Annotated in this window: 22 protein-coding genes; 10 read left to right on the forward strand and 12 right to left on the reverse strand. The window is 42.2% G+C overall.

Annotated features, from left to right (window positions below; genetic code table 11):
- The first annotated feature begins 20 nt into the window (after positions 1–20).
- Positions 21–1,004, forward strand: a complete 984-nt coding sequence (locus M1E09_RS17240; RefSeq protein WP_456272050.1) for a metal-dependent hydrolase — start codon at positions 21–23, stop codon at positions 1,002–1,004.
- 206 nt (positions 1,005–1,210) lie between these two features.
- Here M1E09_RS17240 and M1E09_RS17245 read toward each other — a convergent pair whose 3' ends face one another.
- Positions 1,211–1,480 (reverse strand): YfhJ family protein, encoded by a 270-nt coding sequence (locus tag M1E09_RS17245; protein ID WP_456272051.1) that lies wholly within the window; start codon positions 1,478–1,480, stop codon positions 1,211–1,213.
- Positions 1,481–1,616: 136 nt separating this feature from the next.
- On the opposite strand from M1E09_RS17245, the gene M1E09_RS17250 reads away from it, so the two are divergent.
- Both M1E09_RS17250 and M1E09_RS17255 read left to right on the forward strand, forming a co-directional pair.
- Positions 1,617–1,781, forward strand: a complete 165-nt coding sequence (locus M1E09_RS17250) for a small, acid-soluble spore protein K (RefSeq protein ID WP_044022547.1) — start codon at positions 1,617–1,619, stop codon at positions 1,779–1,781.
- Between the two features lie 44 nt (positions 1,782–1,825).
- A complete protein-coding gene (locus tag M1E09_RS17255) occupies positions 1,826–1,987 on the forward strand; it encodes a YpzG family protein (protein WP_456275025.1) in 162 nt (53 codons plus the stop codon).
- A 45-nt stretch (positions 1,988–2,032) separates the two neighbouring features.
- Here M1E09_RS17255 and M1E09_RS17260 read toward each other — a convergent pair whose 3' ends face one another.
- Positions 2,033–2,380 (reverse strand): YfhH family protein, encoded by a 348-nt coding sequence (locus M1E09_RS17260; protein WP_456272052.1) that lies wholly within the window; start codon positions 2,378–2,380, stop codon positions 2,033–2,035.
- Positions 2,381–2,491: 111 nt separating this feature from the next.
- On the opposite strand from M1E09_RS17260, the gene M1E09_RS17265 reads away from it, so the two are divergent.
- Positions 2,492–3,169, forward strand: a complete 678-nt coding sequence (locus M1E09_RS17265; RefSeq protein ID WP_456272053.1) for an SDR family NAD(P)-dependent oxidoreductase — start codon at positions 2,492–2,494, stop codon at positions 3,167–3,169.
- A 32-nt stretch (positions 3,170–3,201) separates the two neighbouring features.
- Here M1E09_RS17265 and recX read toward each other — a convergent pair whose 3' ends face one another.
- The gene (recX, locus tag M1E09_RS17270; protein ID WP_456272054.1) at positions 3,202–4,002 is read right to left on the reverse strand and encodes a recombination regulator RecX; all 801 of its coding nucleotides are present in this window, start codon (positions 4,000–4,002) and stop codon (positions 3,202–3,204) included.
- Between the two features lie 96 nt (positions 4,003–4,098).
- Here recX and M1E09_RS17275 point away from each other — a divergent pair, with 96 nt between their 5' ends.
- The 3 genes from M1E09_RS17275 to M1E09_RS17285 all read left to right on the forward strand — a co-directional run bounded on the left by M1E09_RS17275 (position 4,099) and on the right by M1E09_RS17285 (position 5,529).
- Complete coding sequence (locus tag M1E09_RS17275; RefSeq protein ID WP_456272055.1) at positions 4,099–5,010, forward strand: TIGR01777 family oxidoreductase; 912 nt, start codon at positions 4,099–4,101, stop codon at positions 5,008–5,010.
- A gap of 65 nt (positions 5,011–5,075) precedes the next feature.
- A complete protein-coding gene (locus M1E09_RS17280; protein ID WP_456272056.1) occupies positions 5,076–5,198 on the forward strand; it encodes a YfhE family protein in 123 nt (40 codons plus the stop codon).
- 136 nt (positions 5,199–5,334) lie between these two features.
- On the forward strand, positions 5,335–5,529 hold the full coding sequence (locus M1E09_RS17285; RefSeq protein ID WP_456272057.1) for a YfhD family protein: 195 nt from the start codon (positions 5,335–5,337) through the stop codon (positions 5,527–5,529).
- A 476-nt stretch (positions 5,530–6,005) separates the two neighbouring features.
- Here M1E09_RS17285 and rlmD read toward each other — a convergent pair whose 3' ends face one another.
- From rlmD to M1E09_RS17320, 7 genes are all read right to left on the reverse strand, one after another.
- Positions 6,006–7,436 carry a 23S rRNA (uracil(1939)-C(5))-methyltransferase RlmD gene (gene rlmD / locus M1E09_RS17290; protein WP_456272058.1) on the reverse strand — a complete coding sequence of 477 codons (1,431 nt, stop codon included), beginning with the start codon at positions 7,434–7,436 and terminating at the stop codon, positions 6,006–6,008.
- A complete protein-coding gene (locus M1E09_RS17295; protein WP_456272059.1) occupies positions 7,393–8,265 on the reverse strand; it encodes a DNA-3-methyladenine glycosylase family protein in 873 nt (290 codons plus the stop codon). Before M1E09_RS17295 ends, rlmD begins: the two co-directional genes overlap by 44 nt.
- A 297-nt stretch (positions 8,266–8,562) precedes the next feature.
- Positions 8,563–9,363 carry a delta-lactam-biosynthetic de-N-acetylase gene (gene pdaA / locus M1E09_RS17300; RefSeq protein WP_456272060.1) on the reverse strand — a complete coding sequence of 267 codons (801 nt, stop codon included), beginning with the start codon at positions 9,361–9,363 and terminating at the stop codon, positions 8,563–8,565.
- A gap of 154 nt (positions 9,364–9,517) precedes the next feature.
- On the reverse strand, positions 9,518–11,068 hold the full coding sequence (locus tag M1E09_RS17305) for a fumarate hydratase (protein WP_456272061.1): 1,551 nt from the start codon (positions 11,066–11,068) through the stop codon (positions 9,518–9,520).
- 130 nt (positions 11,069–11,198) lie between these two features.
- Positions 11,199–11,642, reverse strand: coding sequence for a GNAT family N-acetyltransferase (locus M1E09_RS17310; RefSeq protein WP_456272062.1), 444 nt, complete (start codon positions 11,640–11,642; stop codon positions 11,199–11,201).
- Positions 11,643–11,727: 85 nt separating this feature from the next.
- Positions 11,728–11,904 carry an SE1561 family protein gene (locus tag M1E09_RS17315; protein ID WP_187442717.1) on the reverse strand — a complete coding sequence of 59 codons (177 nt, stop codon included), beginning with the start codon at positions 11,902–11,904 and terminating at the stop codon, positions 11,728–11,730.
- A 472-nt stretch (positions 11,905–12,376) separates the two neighbouring features.
- A complete protein-coding gene (locus M1E09_RS17320; RefSeq protein ID WP_456272063.1) occupies positions 12,377–13,246 on the reverse strand; it encodes a YfkD family protein in 870 nt (289 codons plus the stop codon).
- A gap of 340 nt (positions 13,247–13,586) precedes the next feature.
- On the opposite strand from M1E09_RS17320, the gene M1E09_RS17325 reads away from it, so the two are divergent.
- On the forward strand, positions 13,587–14,006 hold the full coding sequence (locus M1E09_RS17325) for a pyridoxamine 5'-phosphate oxidase family protein (protein ID WP_456272064.1): 420 nt from the start codon (positions 13,587–13,589) through the stop codon (positions 14,004–14,006).
- 862 nt (positions 14,007–14,868) lie between these two features.
- Here M1E09_RS17325 and M1E09_RS17330 read toward each other — a convergent pair.
- Entirely contained in the window at positions 14,869–15,249 is a 381-nt protein-coding gene (locus M1E09_RS17330; protein ID WP_456272065.1) for an OsmC family protein, read from the reverse strand.
- Between the two features lie 120 nt (positions 15,250–15,369).
- On the opposite strand from M1E09_RS17330, the gene M1E09_RS17335 reads away from it, so the two are divergent.
- Both M1E09_RS17335 and M1E09_RS17340 read left to right on the forward strand, forming a co-directional pair.
- Positions 15,370–16,551, forward strand: coding sequence for an MFS transporter (locus M1E09_RS17335; RefSeq protein WP_456272066.1), 1,182 nt, complete (start codon positions 15,370–15,372; stop codon positions 16,549–16,551).
- Positions 16,552–16,966: 415 nt separating this feature from the next.
- Positions 16,967–18,895: a heavy metal translocating P-type ATPase gene (locus M1E09_RS17340; RefSeq protein WP_456272067.1), complete on the forward strand. Its 1,929-nt coding sequence runs from the start codon at positions 16,967–16,969 to the stop codon at positions 18,893–18,895.
- Positions 18,896–19,200: 305 nt separating this feature from the next.
- Here M1E09_RS17340 and M1E09_RS17345 read toward each other — a convergent pair whose 3' ends face one another.
- Positions 19,201–20,043 (reverse strand): YihY/virulence factor BrkB family protein, encoded by an 843-nt coding sequence (locus tag M1E09_RS17345; protein WP_456272068.1) that lies wholly within the window; start codon positions 20,041–20,043, stop codon positions 19,201–19,203.
- Positions 20,044–20,050: the final 7 nt, after the last annotated feature.

A 20,050-nucleotide genomic window follows, 5' to 3' on the forward strand; every position in this document is an offset into this window, starting at 1 on the left:
ACTTTAGAGGAGGATTAACGTTGGATACAGGTACACATGTAGTAATGGGGTTTGCCATAGGCGGCCTGGCGACATTGGATCCTGTTGTAGCAGAAAGCGCTGCAACCTCACAAAGTGTTCTGATCGGTGCCATCATCGGCTCGCAAATACCCGATATAGATACAGTATTGAAGTTAAGAAATAACGCAGTATACATCCGCAATCACCGTGGAATTACACATTCAATCCCGGCTGTCCTGCTGTGGCCGCTGGCAATATTGGCCGTACTCTATCCATTCTACCCGGAAGCCAATCTGCTTCATTTATGGATTTGGACATTTCTCGCCGTTTTCCTTCATGTTTTTGTCGACATATTCAACGCCTATGGGACACAGGCATTGAGGCCGTTTTCGTCGAAATGGGTCGCATTGGGCGTCATTAATACATTTGACCCAATCATCTTTGGGATCCATGTTATTGGATTGGTATTCTGGGGGTTCGGCTTCGATCCCGGACCCACTTTCCTGATTATGTACTTTGTAATAATTGTCTACTATGTGTTGAGGTTTTTTGTCCAGAATGCAGTGAAATCCGCTGTCCGGAAAAAACTTCCTGATGCCGAGAAGATCATCGTCTCTTCTACCATGCACTTTTACCAGTGGAGACTGGCGATCATCACGAAAGAATACTATTACGTTGCCAGAGCATATGGAAGCTCCATTACATTCTTTGAAAAATATAAACGGATAACGGTTCCGGATAGTCCGGTCATCAATGCCGCCAAGAAAGATAAAAACCTTTCCGCATTTCTTTCCTTTTCACCTGTATATAGGTGGGAGGTTGAAGATTTCGAAGATGACGGCTATGAGGTTAGGTTTATCGACCTGAGGTATCGAAGCAACGGACATTATCCATTTGTAGCAGTGGTTAAGCTCAACGATGATTACGAAATTGAAAGTTCATACACAGGATGGATTTACAGCGAAGAGAAGCTGAGGAAAAAACTTGAGATCATTCCAGACTAATAAAAAGCGCAACCGCCTTGGGCAGCTCCGACAGGCATAAGACGAGCCGGCGGGAAGGTTGCTCTTTAATCTTCTTGACGGATTGGCTTATGACCCGAAGGGCTAGGCGCTGGAGCTGGATTCAGAACCGCCACCTAATTTCCATACCATCTATTTTTTTACTTTCTTATCTAATCAAAAAGGTGCCGCACTTTCGGGCACCTTTCTTAATGGCTTACATCATTTTCATCATCAAGCATGTGACTGTATTTCGGATTCCTTGATGCAAACTCATGCAGCCTGCCGCCATAACTGTCAATCCATTGTTTAACGAGCCGGCTTGTCATTTCTTTGCCCAGATACTCTCCGCGTGCTTTTGCATAGGTAGTTTCAAAATCTTCCCATAATAATTCGACCCATGTGCGTGCTCTTGCATATGATAACTCCTCGTTTTTTTCCAGCAATATCTTGGCTAAATCCTCGTGATACATGTCCATTTAAATCTCCTCCATTCCCAATATTTTTAATGATAACTGATCCATTTAAGTCCCATACTAATAATACGCAATCAGCATAACCCATAGAGGATTTGCTGGTTGCGAGGTGACCATCATTATTGTTGGGAGGAATACGATGCGCAATAAAGAAAGAGGCTTCCCTAACCAGAATAACAATAAGTTCGAAGGTGAACCGCGGGCAAAGCCGGAATATGCTTCCAAAAGGGCAGACGGGACAATCAATACTCACCCTCAGGAACGCATGGCTGCATCCAACCAGCGTGAAAGCGATTCTGTTTAAGTTTTCGAGTAAGATCCATTTTTAAGGAGGCGATTGTATTGGGTATGGGCAAAAAGAACAATACCAATAAATTTGACAGAACGTATCAGAGTCCATTTAACCAGGCATTCTACAATGCAAAACACGCGCACTCACAAGCTAATGGACATACCACTCAAACTCAGGACTTGATCATTCTGGAAAGACAGACCCGAAAAAGATCGTAATATAAGAACGGAAACAAGGCTGGCCGTTGGCCCCTTGTTTCCATTTTATTTTTTCCTGTTCAGTAATGAAATTGGCAGCGCTTCCTCTTTCCCTGTCCCGCCAAGGCGATAACCCCAGGCGAAGACACCGTTCATATAGTCAATCTTGAAAAACACACCCGGATCTCCTTCAATTCCATAGATTTCCCCTGGTTTATAATCATCAGGGTTCAGCAGATAGGCCTGTGCCATTAAAGCTTTCCGTTCTAAAACAGCAAACTCATTTACAATCCCCAGCTGCTCGGCTTTTCTCGCCTTCTCTTTCAGCTGTGAAATTTCCTGCCTTAATTCGTATTCATTCATTTCACTATATCTTGTTTCTTTATCCACAATGTTCACTCCATTCCCCTTCATTATAGGGAAATTAGCATGATAAATAAAGTTTGGTTTAAAATTATTGTCGAAGGAAAAAATTACGGTATAGCATGCATTGTCGAATATTAACAGAAAAGAGTTGAAGTACATATGAAAACTGCAGTCATCTCCGGAGGAGGCTCCGGACTCGGAAGGGAACTTGCCAAGATTTACAGCAATGAAGGGTACCATGTCCTGCTGCTCGGCAGAACAGAAGACAAATTGAAAGCTGTCAAAGATGAGATTGTGATTGATGGGGGCACCGCTTCCTTCATCACAGTCGATATCACCTCTTCTGAACACGTGGAAGAAGCAAGCAAGGAGATACTTGAACAACATGATGTACAGCTGTTGATTAATAACGCAGGCGTCGGCCATTTCGGGCCGTTCCTTGATACCTCTTATAAAAAAATGGACCAGATGCTGGCCGTCAATTTCTCAGGAACGGTTTATCTTACTAAATCACTACTTCCTTACATGTCTAAAAAAGATGATGGAATCATCATTAACATTATTTCTACTGCAGGATTGCGCGGCAAAAAAAATGAGTCTTATTATGCAGCAAGTAAATTTGCACTCAGAGGCTTTGCAGAAAGCCTGCAAAAGGAGTTCGAAGATACAGGCATCAGAATTATTAATGCCTACATGGGTGGAATGAATACACCTTTTTGGGAGGAAACCGACCATGTCGAGGACCCGAGCAAACTCCGGTCACCTCAGAAAGTCGCAGAAATCATCTACGAAGAAAGCAAGTCATCAACCGACATCATCATTGAATCCAAAAAGTAAGAAGAATAAGGAGACAGCAATATGCTGCCTCCTTATTCTTCTTTTAACTTCTCAATCGCAAGGTCAATCTCTTCCATCGCAAAACCTTTCCGGTATAAGTTCTGCTTCATTTTCATTACATAGTCGTAGCCAGTGAATTTTGATTTGAGACGATTGTGAGCTTTCTTTGCATGCACCATGACCGCTTCCAATTTTTCATCTTCAGATTTGTGATTGTCTGTTTCTTCCCAGGCAAGGTTAATGATTGAGAAGTAGTAACCCTTGCGCACAAGGTTTTGCTCTATTTTTTGTTTGGCTGTTGTAAGTGAATCTTTTTTGTATTTCTTAAATAACTTATTCGTCAACACGATCGCTTTCTCCAACTGGATATCCTTGTGGAATGAAGCCAGGGCTTCCTCAATGAAATTCCTATCCACACCCTTTGCAACAAGCTCTCTTTCCACTGCAGCAGGTCCTTTATCAGAAGTATTGATTTGTGTATTTACGTAGGCCTCTGCAAATTCCTTATCGTTCAAATATTTGTATTTCTTTAATTTATGGATTGCCTCGCCGGCAACCGCGTCTCCAAGTTCTTTTTTCTTAAGATAATCCGTAACTTCCTTTTCCGTTCTCATGCGGAAAGACAGATAGTGGATTGCGAGATTAAAGGCTTTACGTACATCGTCTTCATAACCAATTTCCGCGATGGCTATTTCATCAATTTCTTTCCCTTTGCCGAGTTGAAACCTGGCAAGTATCTCTTCATCTACACTAAATGAATAGTCTCCATCAATAAAAATATTATACCGCTCATCATTTTTAACTTGTTTCGTTATTTTTGTGATGACTCCCATATTGAACACCTCATTATTAATGTAACACATCCAAAATGTTTTTTATCAGTGAGAGAGGTAAAATAAGTACAAAGCACAACTAAAAGGAGGTACAACATGAAAGCTGTGATATCAGGCGGTACGGGGTTTGTTGGAAATGCCCTGACAGACGAATTGCTCGCAAACGGTCATGAAGTATCGATACTTACAAGGAATCCGGGTAAACATCAAGACAACAGACAGAACGTGAGCTATGTTAAATGGCTGTCGGAAGGAGCGCAGCCGGAAAATGAACTCCATGACTGTGACATATTCATCAATCTTGCAGGAGAATCCATCAACAGCGGGCGATGGACAGAGGAACGAAAAAAACGGATATTGAACAGCCGTATAGATGCCACCCGGGAGATGATCAGAATCCTCCAGGCCTTGGAAAACAAACCCTCTGTCTTTATTAACGCTAGTGCCATTGGCATTTACGAATCATCAGAAACTAAAACACATACTGAGAATTCCCTCGATACCAGCTCTGATTTCCTCGCTGAAACAGTAAAAAAATGGGAGTCTGAAGCAGGCAAAGCGGCCGACTCAGGTGTAAGGACGGCGTTTACACGTTTTGGGATCATTTTGGGTAAAAATGAAGGCGCCCTTCCAAAGATGGCTCTTCCCTACAAATTGTTTGCCGGAGGTACAGTTGGTTCCGGGGAGCAATGGATGTCCTGGGTGCATATCTCAGATGTCGCAAAAGCAATTCGATTTGTGATTGAAACCAAAGAAATTGAAGGACCTGTTAATGTCACTTCACCTTCCCCTGTCACGATGAAAGTAATGGGGAGAACACTTGGAGATGTATTGAATCGCCCTCACTGGATACCAGCACCTGCATTTGCCATCAAAGCGGCATTGGGCGAAATGAGCACGTTAATCCTGAAAGGGCAGAAGGTCATTCCAGAAAAACTTCTTGAGCATAATTATCCATTTGAATACCCTGAATTGAAGGCAGCCCTTCAAGCAATTTATAAAAACTGAAGTATGAATCCTCAAATGATAGGAAAAAATAGGCATATACTCATTTGAGAAAGGATGAAGCTATTATGGCGGATAAAAAGAAAAGAGATAAAACGAAATCAGTACTGTCTTCAATGCAGGAAGTCACATATTCCCGTGAGTTCAAACGAGCAGACAGAGCTGGCGGCTATACTCAGAAAAAACACTAATTCCCGTCACTATACCCTGAAGTTTGTATCAAAATATACCTCTTTTAAAAAGAGGTCCATTGCTAATACTAAAGGAGCGAAAACATTTTGCGTTTTCGCTCCTTTATCTTTCTAATTATGAAAGGGGACGGTTGTAATGGGCAGAGCACATGGACATAAAACACGTGATAAAAACAAAAATAAACTTCCTCAGGTTCCTAAAAACATGAAAACTGAGGGTATCGACGAGGAATTCTCACGCGAGCTTGCCGACCAGGCTGATATGGAGGCACAAGCACGATCAAATGCAGCTAACCAGCGTCAGCAGGTAGTCAACCGAAACAAAAGATAGTTATTGATAAGATGGTCCCATAAAGGGACCATCTTTTTCCACAAACACATACAAAAGTCTGTGAATTACCTGTTGATAATAATCCACAGCAGGGTGTGGATATTGTTGATAACTTTCTGAATATTGATAATATTAATAACTGAAGTGTGTATAACTATGTTTATAACTTTAAGACTAACCACACAGTGGGGAGTACCACTGCTGTGTTATTGTGTTAACATTTATAAAATTGAATTCCGTTTATTATTGGGGCCTAACACTAGAAACATGCTATTATAAAACGGAGGTCCGCTTATAATACTTTGATTACTTGAGAAACGCACTATTATAAAACCAAGTTCAGCTTCTAATAGCGTGATTACATTAGAAACACACTATTTTAAGGAGAATTCTCCCCCATATCAATATCAAAACGTGTCAAACAGTTATCCTAACAATAAGAAGCTGCCCCATTATTTTCGGGACAGCTTTTAATATTATTTTTTTAACACCAGCTTTGCGACACTTTCAACATGAGCCGTTTGCGGGAACATGTCAACAGGCTGGATATATTCTACTTCATACGTCTTGCTAAGCATCTTTAGATCTTTGGCAAGGGTCGAAGGGTTACAGGATACATAAACAAATGTTTTCGGCTTCACTTTAAGGATGGTGTTCAAAAAGCTCGGTTCACAACCAGTACGGGGTGGATCTACTACTACCACGTCAGGTTTCCAGCCTTCTGCCTTCCACTTTGGCAGCCATTCTTCTGCAGTTCCGACTTCATATACCGCTTGATCCATTCCGAACTTCTCGCTGTTCTTTCTGGCGTTTACAATGCCTTCTTCAACAACATCCATACCGCGGATTTCTTTTGCTCCGCTTGCGAGCCACATCCCGATTGTTCCAACACCGCAGTAAGCATCGACGAGTTTTTCCTCACCGGTCATCGCTGCTGCATCGCGGACCTCATTATAAAGCTTGATTGTCTGTGAAGGATTCAATTGGAAAAAGGCCCTTGCCGATAACTCATAAGAAAACTTATCCAACCGTTCGACAATTGATTCTGTACCATAAAGGTGGATGGTTTCTCTGCCAAATATCAATGAAGTTGATTTTGGGTTAATATTTTGAGCTACTGATTTGACTTCGGGTAGACGCTTGTTGATTTCGGAGAGAATCTTTTCTTTTCCGGGCAGATCTTTTCCGACGGTTACAAGCACAACTTGAACTTCGCCTGTCGTTACACCAACGCGAGTTACCACTGTCTTCACGATGCCTTTTTTTGTCCGTTCATTGTAAATCGGCACCTTGAAATCGTTCAATATCTGCTTTACTTCATTGGTCACTTTATTGGTTGATGGATGCTGGACAATGCATTCAGGAATATCGACGAGCTTATGGGAATTTAAGCTGTATAGGCCAGAGATTATTTTGCCGTCCCTGAATCCCAGCTGGAACTGGCTTTTATTTCTGTAATACCACGGTTCGACCATCCCGATCATCGGTTTCACTTCAAGCTTTTCGAGGTCAAACTTTGTGTGCCGCTCCAGGGATTGAAGGAGGATATCCCGTTTTTCGACCAGCTGCTGTTCATAGCTTAAGTGCTGAAGTTGGCAGCCCCCGCACTGTTCATACACGGGACAAGGCGGCTTTGTTCTATGTTCTGATCTCTTTCTGACTTTTTTCACCCGGCCTTCTGCAAACTTGTGGTGAACTTTAACTGCTTCCACGACAACCTCTTCACCCGGCAAAGCCCCCGGTACGAACACAACTTGTCTTTTAAAATAGCCGACACCTTCTCCATTGATGCCCAGTCTCTTGATTGTCAGGGGAAACTGCTGTTTTTCTTTGATTTTTACTGTTTTATCATTCTTCACTATTTCACTTCCTATTTTCAATACTTCTCCATAAATATAATGAGGCATAACTTAAATAAGGCTCCCATGCTGTGCTCATTTTCTCAATTTCAGCAAGAGTCGGTTTTCTATCCATCCCATAGAGCTTTTTCAAAGCATTCTGAATGCCAATATCAGTTTTCGGAAACAGATTCTGCCTGCCAAGAGCGAACATTAAATAATTCTCAGCTGTCCACGGACCGATTCCCCTTAACTTCACCAATTCCTTGAGTATTTCTTCATCGGTTTTCTTTTCTAATTCCTTCAGGCTCAAACGTCCCTCTGCTATTTCCTTCGAAACGCCGATTACATATTCTGCTTTTCGCTGGCTGAACTGGAGGTCACGCAGCTCAGAAACATCCAGAGCGGCAATCTCACTTGGCCGGGGATAGAACCATACCCCTTCCTTCAACCTCCCATATGTATGGACAAACCTTTCTGTTAACGTATGGGCGAAGGACAGATTGAGCTGCTGGTGGATAATGCTTTTCATCAATGTGGCATAAGGACTGAATTCCAATACTACCGGTGTCCCCGAATGTTCAATGAATATCGGCTTCAAGTCCGTCCCTAAAAAGTGCTGGTGAATATCCTGCAGTGTGCCTTCCCATTGAAAAATCTTCTTCAAAAAATTCATTCTGCTGTTATCTTCATCATTGCTTTCCAGCTTTATTAAAAAAGAAGGCTCATCCGTAGTTCCGGCTGCCTTTACGACAAGAACCTCATCCTTCTCACCATAGTAAGGCACCTTCACACTTCGATCTCCTATATCAACATTATTCAATGGATCCAAAGACAGCCTGTCCAAAACCAAATCAAAATTATAAGGAGGTGATACGATTAATTTCTCTTCTCTCATGGCACCCTCACTTTTTCAGCGTTTATTCGTATTATAGCACTTCCCAAGCGGAGGGATAAGAGATTGCCTTTGTAGAAAGGTATCCTAGTTGATTTTTGGCTCATGTTGCCTGTGAAAGGGGAAACGGAAGAGCAAATAAATTTGCTCCTGCCGTTTCCCCTTTCACAGGCAACCTTTCAGCACAGCTGAAAGGCGAGTGAAACAGAGTTTCACTCGAATGAGCCAAAAATCTAAGAGCGCTCAATATTCACAAAAAGGATGAAACAAGAAATCTGTTTCATCCCATTTATCACACAATCACGGAGTAAGCAGCGGATTCCCGCCACCTTTACTCATCTCATAATAGTCCAGGCTTTTAAATGTATACCCCTGCTTCTTTAAATCCTGAATCACTCTCTTCAGCGCTTCGGCATTATCCTTTGACACAGTATGCAGAAGCATGACAGCTCCAGGGTGTACCTGTTTCATAATGTTATCATATGAGTATTTCCAACCCTTTTGGCCATCTGTATGCCAGTCGACAAAAGCAAGCGACCACAAGACATGGGTATAGCCTGCATCCTTTGCAAGTTTCATCGTCCGCTCGCTGAACACCCCGCGCGGCGGCCGTAGATAACTCATCGTTTTCTGTTTTGTGATCTCTGCTGTTTTCTCCTTGACTAAATCTAATTCTTTCTTAAGCTTCTCATCAGATACCGACGTTAAATCGGGGTGGCTCCAGGAATGATTCCCTACAATATGGCCTTCATCCACCATCCTCTCCACCAAGTCAGGTGCACTGTTCAAGTAGTGTCCGGTAACAAAGAATGCAGCCGGCACCTTCTCTTCCTTCAATACATCAAGGATCCTCTCTGTATATCCATTTTCATATCCGTTATCAAACGTAAGGTATAGAATTTTCTCTTCGGGAGAGTCTTTATAAAAAGCCCCGTACTTTTCAAGCAGATCATCATATGCTTTTCCGGCTTCTGCCTGCTTGCCATCACCACCCTTTTTAAAGCCCCAGCCTATGCTTTTATTCGATATAGCCGACGCACTGTTTCCGCCAATGATACTTAGAGTTAAAAGAACAGCGATTAAGACAGATAATTTTCTCATACGTTCTACCTTCTCTCTTTTAGGTGCTAGTTTTATTTTTACAAAGAGAGCGAGTATCATGCCTTCTAATTGATGGAAAAAAGCACATTGAAACATGGATTGGGGATTGACGAAAAAACCGCTGCCAACAAAGGCAGCGGTCCTAATGATATTATTAGCTGAATACCTTCTCTTTGAATTGAGAAAGCTTTTCCAGTGATGATTTATCGATATCTTTATGAAGGCTGTTGCCATGTGAATCCATTGTCACAACTGCGGTGAATCCCTCGACCTCCAGATGCCACATCGCTTCAGGAATACCGAATTCCATAAAGTCGACACCTTCTACTGACTTGATACAGTCAGCATAGTATTGCGCAGCTCCACCAATGGCGTTTAGGTAGACCCCGCCATGTTCACCAAGAGCTTCTAAGGTTTTAGGTCCCATTCCACCTTTTCCAATAACGGCGCGGATACCGAATTTCTTCATGATATCACCTTGATAAGGCTCTTCACGAATAGAAGTAGTCGGGCCGGCGGCTTTTACATGCCACTGTCCTTCTTCGTCCTTCATCATGACAGGACCGCAGTGGTAAATGACCTGCCCGTCCAGGTCTACAGGCGATTCATTGTCGGACAGATGCTTATGGATTGCATCACGACCTGTATACATTCTGCCATCGATGCGGACAACGTCCCCAACATTCAAACTGCGGATTTTTTCTTCGGTAATCGGTGCTTGCAGTGTAATGATATCTGCTTCTCCTTCAGATGCAGCTGCCGTTTCTTTCTGTGCATCGCTCTCTGAAAGGTCGACAAGGTCGCCTTCCTGGTACAGCCATTCCTGTACAGCGCCAGTTTCGGTGTCGAGTTTGAAGCCCAATCTGCGGAAAGCCCAGCAGTTATAAGCCACAGATACGAAGAAACTTGCCGGGATGCGGTTCATCACTCCGACTTTACAGCCAAGCAATGTTGTTTCTCCGCCGAAGCCCATTGTTCCAATGCCAAGTTCATTGGCATTTGCCATGACATATTCTTCAAGCTTGCGAAGATCTTCATTGCCGTTAACGTCATCTACGGTCCGGAAAAGCTGCTCTTTAGCCAGATCGTATCCCGATGAACGGTCTCCGCCGATGCCGACTCCGATGAATCCTGCAGAGCACCCTTGTCCTTGAGCCTGGTATACCGAGTGCATGATACACTTGCGGATGCCGTCCAGGTCACGTCCTGCTCGTCCCAATCCTTCAAGCTCGCACGGCAGGCTGTATTGGATGTTTTTATTCTCACAGCCGCCGCCTTTAAGAATTAAACGGGCATCAATATAATCTTTGTCCCACTGTTCGAACTTGATAACCGGAGTACCAAGGCCAAGGTTGTCCCCGCTGTTGGCTCCTGTCAGTGAATCGACGGAATTTGGACGGAGCTTTCCATCCTTTGTTGCCTGTACCATTGCTGCATAAATGGCATCTTTAATCCCAAGCTGGTTAACGCCGGCCGGTGTTTTGATTTTGAATGTCGGCAGTCCTGTATCCTGGCAGATCGGCGACACGTTATCATCCGCCATTTTGATATTATTGGAAATTGTTGCAAGGCTCATCGCTGACCGAGTGCCGGCACTCTCTCTTGCTTTCGCGGACTTGATCGCCCTTCTTACATCTTTAGGCAGGTTGGTTGAAGTTTCAACAATCAACTGATACATGCTTTCTTGCAATTTTTCCATGTTCATATACAAATCCCCTTCTCCCGAAATTATCTCTCTCTATAGATAGTTCAATGATTAAAAGTTTGAATTTTCCACAATTCATTATACTCCTATAATTAGGAGAAAAAAAGACTTGATTGTAAACGATTACAGGTCAAACATTCAATTTTTTACGAAAATGGATTCTTTCGTTTTCGGCAAAGTACGCACTATACCCATTTTTCTCATATAAAGCAATTGCATCGTCCCATTCTTTATTTGTTTCGAGAATGATGCTCCCTGCCTTTTTCAAAAAAGCTTCTCCCTCCAGAAAAGACAGCATCTTTCCTCCTAAGCCCTTATTGCGGTAAGGTGTACGGACAGACATCCTTACAATCCTGCACTCATCCGGTGTTTCGAATATTAGCGCACCGGTTGCGATAGGTTCTCCATGCTGCACGCCTATGTAAAAGTACTTATCCCCCTGATAATAAGAGCTAATATCATCAAGATCGGGGTTCAATCCTTCAATAATATGTCCGAAACGTTCTTTAAACCCTTCCAGCACAATCTGCTTAGCTTCTTCAGCATGAGTTTCTTTTATAGGGGAAATGTCCATGGCATTATCCTCACATTCACAATGTAATATTGAATCTCTCTTCATTTAACCATAAAAAAAGAGCCCTCAACAGGCTCTTTGCTCTTTATTTTTTGAATTGGTCGACTTTCATTTCAAGATCGTCGATCATTCCGATTAATCGGTCGATATCTTCCAAATCCGTATGTTCAGGGTCGATTGAATCCAATACCTCCAGGAACATGTTCAGTCTTTGTTTCAGGTATAATACTTGATCATCTCTGTTGCTTGCAGCTTTACCCAATGTGTTCGCTCCTTTAAATAAATTTCCTTTCTAATCGTACCGAATTCCGGATAGATTGACAAGCTTCGGCCCATTTAACAGGTTCTTCCCTCAACTCTAGAAACCCTTTTTCATACGGAATTTCGAGTGTGATTTCCGCTCCAGGCGTACGACTCCGCGGGGCGTGCGGTGAGCCTCCTCGGCTTTGCCTGCGGGGTCTCACCTGTCACGCTAGTCCCGCAGGAGGTCGCACGCCTTCCGCTCCAATCGACAATTTTTAAATCTATAATAGGAGTACAAAAGAATAGATACAATTTTTAAACAGTTTTTTGAAAAAGCTCGATTTCCATTACAGCAGGTGTTTGGCTCCCAAGGATTGTTTCTCCGTTCCATTTACCTCACAGATTAAGTAAATGTCCAGATAAATACTTGTACTAACCATTAGCCTGCCGCTGAAAAAAGCTGACCCTGCAACGGGTCAGCTTTTATGGTTCTACCGGGGTTTGTCTGTCGCGACGAAACCGAATGATACATGATCCTGTACAGGTATCCATGCACCGATGCCCTGGGAGGTAACGTTTTTGACCACAATTGAACGTTTTGATCCTTTCATGACCAGATAAACTTCCCCATAGGTTACTTTTCCTTTTTCATTAACTGCAGGTGCATAACCATATAGGTAGCCAAGGCGCTTAGGAGCGATGTTGTAGACATGATCTTTCTTCGTCCCTGCACCAACGATCGTTTGGAAGGAAAGCGGGAGTTCAGAGTTTTCCATTGCTTTTAAAAGCATCATTTTTTGTACGTCATCTGAATGAGGGACCTTTGCTGTCAGGCCGCCTTTAATAGTTTTTTGGGCTTCCTGGACGTAATGAATCTGGTAGTTCTGGTTGCCGCCTCTGTTATCGTAATAGTTGGTGTTGATTTTCTGGTATTCCCAATTCGGAGCTGTTTCCGTCGATTCATAGTTCAGCGGCCATTCTCCCAGATAAATGGTTGCTCTCAAACCCAGTGCAAAAGGTGATTTATTCATCGTCGATTCGTTGAACATACGAATTAAATTTGGATTTTCAATTTTGACATTCGATGTCTCTATCAACTCACTCGTTAACTCACTGGGCTGGAGATAAGGAAGATCCTGAGTTGGATTCGGATATGTGTTTTCCTTAGCGATATTCAAAACGGATGAAGGCATCTTCACTTTTGGTTCAGCCGGTTTTTCAGCCTGCTTTTCCTCGTCCTTTTTTTGAACTTTTTCCTGCTTAGGTGCTTGCTCCTTCTCTTCCTGTTTTTGTGCCGACACAGCCGGAAGAGCAAGCGATGAAATGAGGAACATCATAAGAACGATGCGTAGTAGTTTCATACTTTTTTGCTCCTTTCTTGCTAATACTTTCTGCTGTTAGTTTTTCCTTTGTTTTCATAGTTATCCAACCATTTTTAAAAATTTCCGTTTGCAACTAAATTGAATATTTACAAAATTCAATATTTGTACTATAATTGAATCATTGAAAGGCTGGTTGATCCGGCCTACCAAATTTTTCATTCCCTAAATTCCCTAATAAAAACCAAGGAGAAAGCACTCGGCTTTCTCCTTGGTTTTTATATTCCCCTTTTGAGCCACAATACCGCTCCCCCCAAAAAGTCTGATTAAAAGTATCGGCATTAACACAGATTAATATCGTACAATTAAAGGAGGAATGAACATGTCCGATACATTAAAAGAAAAAGTAATCGAACTTTTTTCCAATCATAAGATAGGAACGTTGGCCACAATCCGTGATAATAAACCTTATTCCCGCTTTATGATGTTTTACAATGATGGACTTACCCTCTTCACGGCTACAAACCAACATGCCCATAAAGCAGAGGATATTGCTGCCAACCCGCACGTGCATATATTGCTTGGCCATGACAGGGACAGCAGCCATGAACACTATGTAGAAATTGAAGCTGCTGCTGAGATTGAACAGTCTCAGGAACTTAAAGAGAAATTCTGGAATGACTACCTGAAGCCTTGGATCACTGCACCAGATGACCCGGAATACATGCTGCTGAAGCTGACACCAAAAACAATCCTTTATTATGAAAAGACAGGAAAAGAACCTCAGGAATTAAGTCTGTAGTTCGAAAGCTGTTATTACATCCCTGCAATCTTTTGATAAACAACCAATGCAAAAAACGCGGTAAACACCTAACGGGTTCGGTTTTGGAGTACACAACTAAAAAATGCACATCAAAATGAGTGACAATTCGCATCGAATTTGTCACTTGTTTTTTCTTGATTTAGCGGTGTTTATGCCAATAATTATGCTCTTTTTGTATTATAAAATGTAACCCAAAATGCAGGTGACAGAACTTTCTGTTCTTCTAAATTTGTTGTGCGGTTTCCGATACATTTAAGTGACAGATATTTTTAAAAAAAGGTCAGTATGTATGATAAAATGAAAAGAACAGAATCTTCCATTAACGGAGCAGATTACTTGAAGAAACTCACGAGTTGGCTAAAAATGCTGTTAGCTTAAATAAAGGGAAATTTTCCCGTTAAATGCAGATTAGAAGTAGTTTTTGATAAAATAAGGGGAATTTTTCCCTCTATTTCAGTCAAAGGTACCTATTTTTACAATTTTTGATTCAAATAAGAGGAATTTCTCCCGCTATTTAAGCTGTTTTCAGCACAATTTGCTAAATAAGGGGAATTTTTCCCTTTATAAATCTCAACTAGCAGAGAACCTGATTTCATTTTTTTAAGAATGCAAAAGGTGAACGGTGGATCTGATGCTCAACTATTCAGCCATCTGGGGCGTTAATTGAATAACCGGCAATAAAAAAAACCGGTCAGGTGCACATCAGCCTCTGACCATTTTTTTACTCAGATATGATTGAATTTCAACTACAAAAAGCTCCACAATTTCATTTGTTAATTAGATGTTTGTACTTCAAAACTGAACCCGTTAGTAAACACCCGCGTTTTTTTATTTACTTATTCTATTGAATCTCAAACGTTTCTTCTACCTCGATACTTCCAATCACCGATTGAACCATCGAACAGTTTTTCCTTGTCAGGTCCATTGCTTTTTGGAGTTTTTCTTCCTTCAATCCCTCCCCTTTAATGACAAAGTGGAGTTTGACACTTTCGATTTTATTCGCTTCCTCTTCGTTTCTTATCACATCAGCACTGATCGATATGTCTTCGAAGGCTATCCTCTGCTTCTCCAGGATTTTTCGAAGCACACCGCCGCTGCAAACTGCCAGCGAAGAAACCATGAGTTGATAGGGACGGAACCCAAACTCCTCGTTTCCAGATACCTCTAATTTTCCAAATGGGAGGTCGGTGTAGAATCCGCCCTCTTTCATTTTAAATTCCATTTCATTCACTCCTCATAATTCAGATTTAGAAAAAGTGTACTCCATAATGTTTTATCTTGCCAATATTGTGAAATGACGATACCATCGAAGAGGAAATAAGGAACGTTTGGAGATAGATATATGGATAAACAAATGAAATTCCGTTTTTGGATATTAATAAGCATTGTCGCGATTTCCGGTTTTTCTCAAGGAATGCTGCTTCCTTTGATTGCTGTCATATTTGAAGGCGACGGACTGTCTTCTTCCCATAATGGTTTAAATGCAGCCGGACTTTACATAGGAATACTGCTGATTTCGCCATTTATGGAAGATCCGCTGAGGAAATTTGGGTACAAGCCGATCATTATAGGCGGGGGACTTCTCGTAATTCTTTCCCTTGTATTCTTTCCTTTATGGAAATCCTTCTGGTTCTGGTTCTTCTTAAGGCTGCTGATCGGCATTGGAGACCACGCCTTGCATTTTGGAACACAAACCTGGATTACGTCCTTCTCGCCTGAGAACAAAAGAGGACGGAATATTTCTCTGTACGGTTTGTTTTTTGGAGTCGGCTTTGCTGTTGGACCTTTAATGACGCCATTGGTGAAAATTAATGAGGCTTTGCCTTTTATCATTTCTTCCCTTCTTTGTTTGTCTGCATGGGTATTTCTTTTCATCTTGAAAAATGAATATCCTGAGCAGTCGATGGAAGTCAGCTCTTTCCGCGGCACCATGTCGAGGTTTAAGCAGGCTTTGAAATATGGGTGGGTAGCATTCCTGCCGCCATTGGGATATGGGTTCCTTGAAGCTTCATTGAATGGCAGCTTCCCTGTATATGGATTGAGAAACGGCATAGATGTCACAAGTGTTTCATTGTTGCTGACTTCTTTTGCGATCGGCGGCATTGTCTTTCAGCTTCCGCTCGGTATCTTAAGTGACAAGTACGGCAGGAGAAAAATTCTTTTGAGCATTCTGCTGCTTGGTTTTATAAGCTTTACAGCTGCCAGTTTCCTTGAATCGTATATCCCTGCCCTTACGGCTGTCTTGTTCATCGCCGGTATGGTTGTAGGCTCAACATTTTCACTGGGAATCAGCTACATGGCCGACTTGATGCCCAATAAATATCTGCCGACAGGAAATCTGCTTTGCGGCGTTTCCTTCAGCATCGGAAGCCTCATCGGCCCCTACACCGGCGGAATCTTTATCGATTTCTTTGAAAATATCAGCTTTTTTATGATCATTAGTTTTACCCTCCTGATCATCTTTTTTGCCATCATGATCTATGGGAAAGAAAAGCCGGAAATGCAGCCGGCACCAACTGAATAACTGCACTTTAATCTTTCCAAAGCATAGACTGTATGGTAGTATGAATTTAACAAACAAATAGGCAAGTTCTGTGTAAAAATTAGGCATTACAGCTGTCATCTTTCAAAGATGACAGCTTTCGTCGTTTTATAGGGGAAATGAAGCTGATTATTGTTATCAATTAAAAACGCTCTTCTCGCAAAGATTGTGTTGAATAAAAATAATGGATTTCCGCTCCAGGTGCACGACTCCGCGGGGCGTGCGGTGAGCCTCCTCGGCTTCGCCTGCGGGGTCTCACCTGTCACGCTAGTCCCGCAGGAGGTCGCACACCTTCCGCTCCAATCACCCTACATCAATAAAACAGCGGTAAATTAGCTTCAAAAACAACAATCTTTTAGAAAAGAGCCCTTAAAAAAAGGGAAAAGGAGAAATCCATATGAGCTCACACGCAAAGTCAATGGCTGCCCACGATAATACAGAGAAAACGGAAATACCTGTTTTGGAAAAGATCAAACCGCATGCTGAACTGATAGCAGCACTTATAAGCGGGGTCTTCATCTTGCTTGGCTGGCTTCTGGCAAATGAATCCTCTTCACTCTCCATCACTTTCTACCTGCTTGCGTTTGTGATCGGGGGATTTGCCAAAGCAAAAGAGGGAATCGAAGAAACCATTGAAAATAAGGAGCTTAATGTTGAGATGCTGATGGTATTTGCTGCAATCGGTTCTGCTATCATTGGTTATTGGACAGAAGGTGCCATCCTGATATTCATATTTGCCGTCAGCGGTGCACTTGAAACCTATACTCTAAATAAGAGCCAGAGGGAAATCTCTTCTCTTATGGATCTTCAACCTGAAGAAGCGCTTCGGGTAACAAATGGAGTTGAAGAAAGGGTCCATATTTCCCAACTGGCTGTAAAAGATCATATCCTGATCAAACCAGGTGAGAGGGTTCCATCTGATGGACGTATCATAAAAGGATCCACCACAATAGATGAAGCAGCAATTTCAGGAGAATCCATCCCTGTTAGCAAGACTTTAGAAAATGAGGTTTTTGCAGGGACAGTTAACCTGAATGGTGCCATCACTGTTGAAATCACCAAGCCAAGCAGTGAAACCTTGTTCCAAAAAATTATCGACCTCGTCCATTCCGCGCAAAGTGAGAAATCGCCGTCACAGCTGTTCATTGAAAAATTTGAAGGAACATATGTAAAAGCAGTCCTGCTAGTAGTGCTCCTAATGATGTTTGTCCCACATTTCCTTTTCGGATGGAGCTGGACTGAAACATTTTACAGAGCAATGGTTCTGCTTGTTGTCGCATCTCCCTGTGCACTTGTAGCATCGATTATGCCCGCTACACTATCTGCAATATCAAATGGTGCCAGAAACGGAATTCTTTTCAAAGGCGGGATGCATTTAGAAAACCTTAGTAATCTTCAAGCGATTGCTTTTGATAAAACAGGAACACTGACAAAAGGAAAACCTCAAGTAACGGATGTCATTGTAGCTGAAGGATTTTCTAAAGAAGAAATCATGGCTGTAACCGCAGCTATTGAAAATCAATCGACCCATCCGCTTGCACAGGCGATTGTCACTCATACCAAAAAAGCCTATCCTGAACTTCAATTAACTGAACCCCATTCACTGGAAGATGTATCAGGCTGGGGAGTCAAAGCGGTGATTGATCAGCAGGTATGGAAGATCGGTAAAGCCGAATTTGTCGGAGAGGCAGACGCCAAGAGCTTTGCTGGCGGAAGTTCAGAATCGCTGGCGTCAGAAGGAAAAACGATCGTGTTTGTAGCGAATAATGATGGAATTGCAGCACTCATTGCACTTAAGGATATCATCCGGGAAGAGGCAAAACAGGCTTTGAAATTATTGAAAAACGAAGGAATCCTTACTGTCATGCTGACCGGCGACAGTGAAAATACAGCTAAAGCCATTGCTCAGGAAGCTCAAATAGATGATTACACCGCCAAATGTCTCCCTGAAACGAAAGTGGAAGAGTTGAAGAAGTTGATCACCCGATACGGAACCGTGGCGATGGTGGGAGATGGGATTAACGATGCTCCTGCCCTGGCAACGGCCAACGTTGGAGTAGCGATGGGAGAAGGAACTGATGTAGCACTTGAAACAGCCGATATAGTTCTGATGAAAAATGATTTAAAACGAATTGCAGATGCCGTCCAGTTATCAAAAAAAATGCAAAGGATTGTAAAGCAGAATATCATCTTTTCATTGTCTGTCATTTTTATCTTGATTGCCTCAAACTTTCTGCAGATACTGGATCTTCCTCTCGGTGTAATCGGCCACGAGGGGAGTACAATCTTAGTGATTCTTAATGGGCTGCGTCTTTTGCGGTCATAACAGAGCTAACAAAGGGGATTCCACTGGAATCCCCTTTGTTGTTTCTAATGATATCCGTTTTGCCCGTTAGCAGAACCGGATGTTTTATGTTTTGGTTTTTGCTTGCTGTTTTGCTTTGTGCCGCCATCTTTTTTTGTGTGTTTCGTCATGACCGTTTCCTCCCTGCAATTATTCAAAGGCTTTGTATTAAAAGCCTCTTCAAATATAGTCTGTTCCAAATTAAAAAAGAGTTTACCGGTAATAACCGGTAAACTCTCATGATTTTAGGCTGGTTAGGTCCCAGCCACCTTCCTTAATATCTTACATCAGCATTCTGAAGAATTTTTCACGTTCATGATTGCATTGATATGGCCTCCGAACATAATGATTATGCCCGTCAGATAAAACCAGATCATAAGGACAATGATACCACCGATACTTCCATAAGTCGCTGAATAGTTGCCGAAGTTCCCAACATAATAAGAAAAAGCCAACGATGCGCCCACCCATCCAAGTGTGGCAAATACAGCACCAGGGACAGCGCTTAAACATTTCAGCTTTTTACTTGGGGCGATAAAATATAGTCCGACAAAGACAATAAATAAAATGATCGGCGATATTGCCCATCTGATGCCAGACCAGATTGTCAGAAATTGCTCCGAAAAGCCAAATTGCGAGAACAAGAACAACCCGATTTGCCTGCCGAAAACAGGCAGCAGCAACGCGATGATAAATACAAAAATCATTGCGACCGTCAGGACGATCGACATCAATCTTGTCACGATAAAGGAACGGGTCTCTTCCACTTCGTAAGCATCATTGAGTGATTTGACAATAGCGTTCATTCCATTGGAAGCAGACCAGATTGTCGCGATAATACTGAATGATAACAACCCGGTGTTTCTATTAGACATGACTTCATTTATGGTCGATTGGATCATTTCCATTGTTTCACCGGGTGCAAAATCTCTTATCACATTCAAAATGTCTTGCTGTGAAAAAGGCAGATAAGGCAGTAAAGTTACCATGAAAATCAGCAGCGGAAACAGTGACAGAAGAAAGAAATATGCCAGCTGTGCTGCCAGTCCCGTAACATCACCATCCGTTATTTTTTGGAATAACTTTTTAAAGAACCCCTTAATGCCGCCTTCCTTACTTCTCTTAGTCATCCTTTCA

Source organism: Bacillus sp. AK031 (genome assembly GCF_053903065.1).

Excerpts from the sequence above, each read along its gene's own strand:
- M1E09_RS17245 (WP_456272051.1), bottom strand. The coding sequence starts at position 1,480 with ATGGACATGTATCACGAGGATTTAGCCAAGATATTGCTGGAAAAAAAC.
- M1E09_RS17250 (WP_044022547.1), top strand. The coding sequence starts at position 1,617 with ATGCGCAATAAAGAAAGAGGCTTCCCTAACCAGAATAACAATAAGTTC.
- M1E09_RS17255 (WP_456275025.1), top strand. The coding sequence starts at position 1,826 with ATGGGCAAAAAGAACAATACCAATAAATTTGACAGAACGTATCAGAGT.
- M1E09_RS17260 (WP_456272052.1), bottom strand. The coding sequence starts at position 2,380 with ATGAAGGGGAATGGAGTGAACATTGTGGATAAAGAAACAAGATATAGT.
- M1E09_RS17265 (WP_456272053.1), top strand. The coding sequence starts at position 2,492 with ATGAAAACTGCAGTCATCTCCGGAGGAGGCTCCGGACTCGGAAGGGAA.
- recX (WP_456272054.1), bottom strand. The coding sequence starts at position 4,002 with ATGGGAGTCATCACAAAAATAACGAAACAAGTTAAAAATGATGAGCGG.
- M1E09_RS17275 (WP_456272055.1), top strand. The coding sequence starts at position 4,099 with ATGAAAGCTGTGATATCAGGCGGTACGGGGTTTGTTGGAAATGCCCTG.
- M1E09_RS17280 (WP_456272056.1), top strand. The coding sequence starts at position 5,076 with ATGGCGGATAAAAAGAAAAGAGATAAAACGAAATCAGTACTGTCTTCA.
- M1E09_RS17285 (WP_456272057.1), top strand. The coding sequence starts at position 5,335 with ATGGGCAGAGCACATGGACATAAAACACGTGATAAAAACAAAAATAAA.
- rlmD (WP_456272058.1), bottom strand. The coding sequence starts at position 7,436 with ATGCCTCATTATATTTATGGAGAAGTATTGAAAATAGGAAGTGAAATA.
- M1E09_RS17295 (WP_456272059.1), bottom strand. The coding sequence starts at position 8,265 with ATGAGAGAAGAGAAATTAATCGTATCACCTCCTTATAATTTTGATTTG.
- pdaA (WP_456272060.1), bottom strand. The coding sequence starts at position 9,363 with ATGAGAAAATTATCTGTCTTAATCGCTGTTCTTTTAACTCTAAGTATC.
- M1E09_RS17305 (WP_456272061.1), bottom strand. The coding sequence starts at position 11,068 with ATGAACATGGAAAAATTGCAAGAAAGCATGTATCAGTTGATTGTTGAA.
- M1E09_RS17310 (WP_456272062.1), bottom strand. The coding sequence starts at position 11,642 with ATGGACATTTCCCCTATAAAAGAAACTCATGCTGAAGAAGCTAAGCAG.
- M1E09_RS17320 (WP_456272063.1), bottom strand. The coding sequence starts at position 13,246 with ATGAAACTACTACGCATCGTTCTTATGATGTTCCTCATTTCATCGCTT.
- M1E09_RS17325 (WP_456272064.1), top strand. The coding sequence starts at position 13,587 with ATGTCCGATACATTAAAAGAAAAAGTAATCGAACTTTTTTCCAATCAT.
- M1E09_RS17330 (WP_456272065.1), bottom strand. The coding sequence starts at position 15,249 with ATGGAATTTAAAATGAAAGAGGGCGGATTCTACACCGACCTCCCATTT.
- M1E09_RS17335 (WP_456272066.1), top strand. The coding sequence starts at position 15,370 with ATGGATAAACAAATGAAATTCCGTTTTTGGATATTAATAAGCATTGTC.
- M1E09_RS17340 (WP_456272067.1), top strand. The coding sequence starts at position 16,967 with ATGAGCTCACACGCAAAGTCAATGGCTGCCCACGATAATACAGAGAAA.
- M1E09_RS17345 (WP_456272068.1), bottom strand. The coding sequence starts at position 20,043 with ATGACTAAGAGAAGTAAGGAAGGCGGCATTAAGGGGTTCTTTAAAAAG.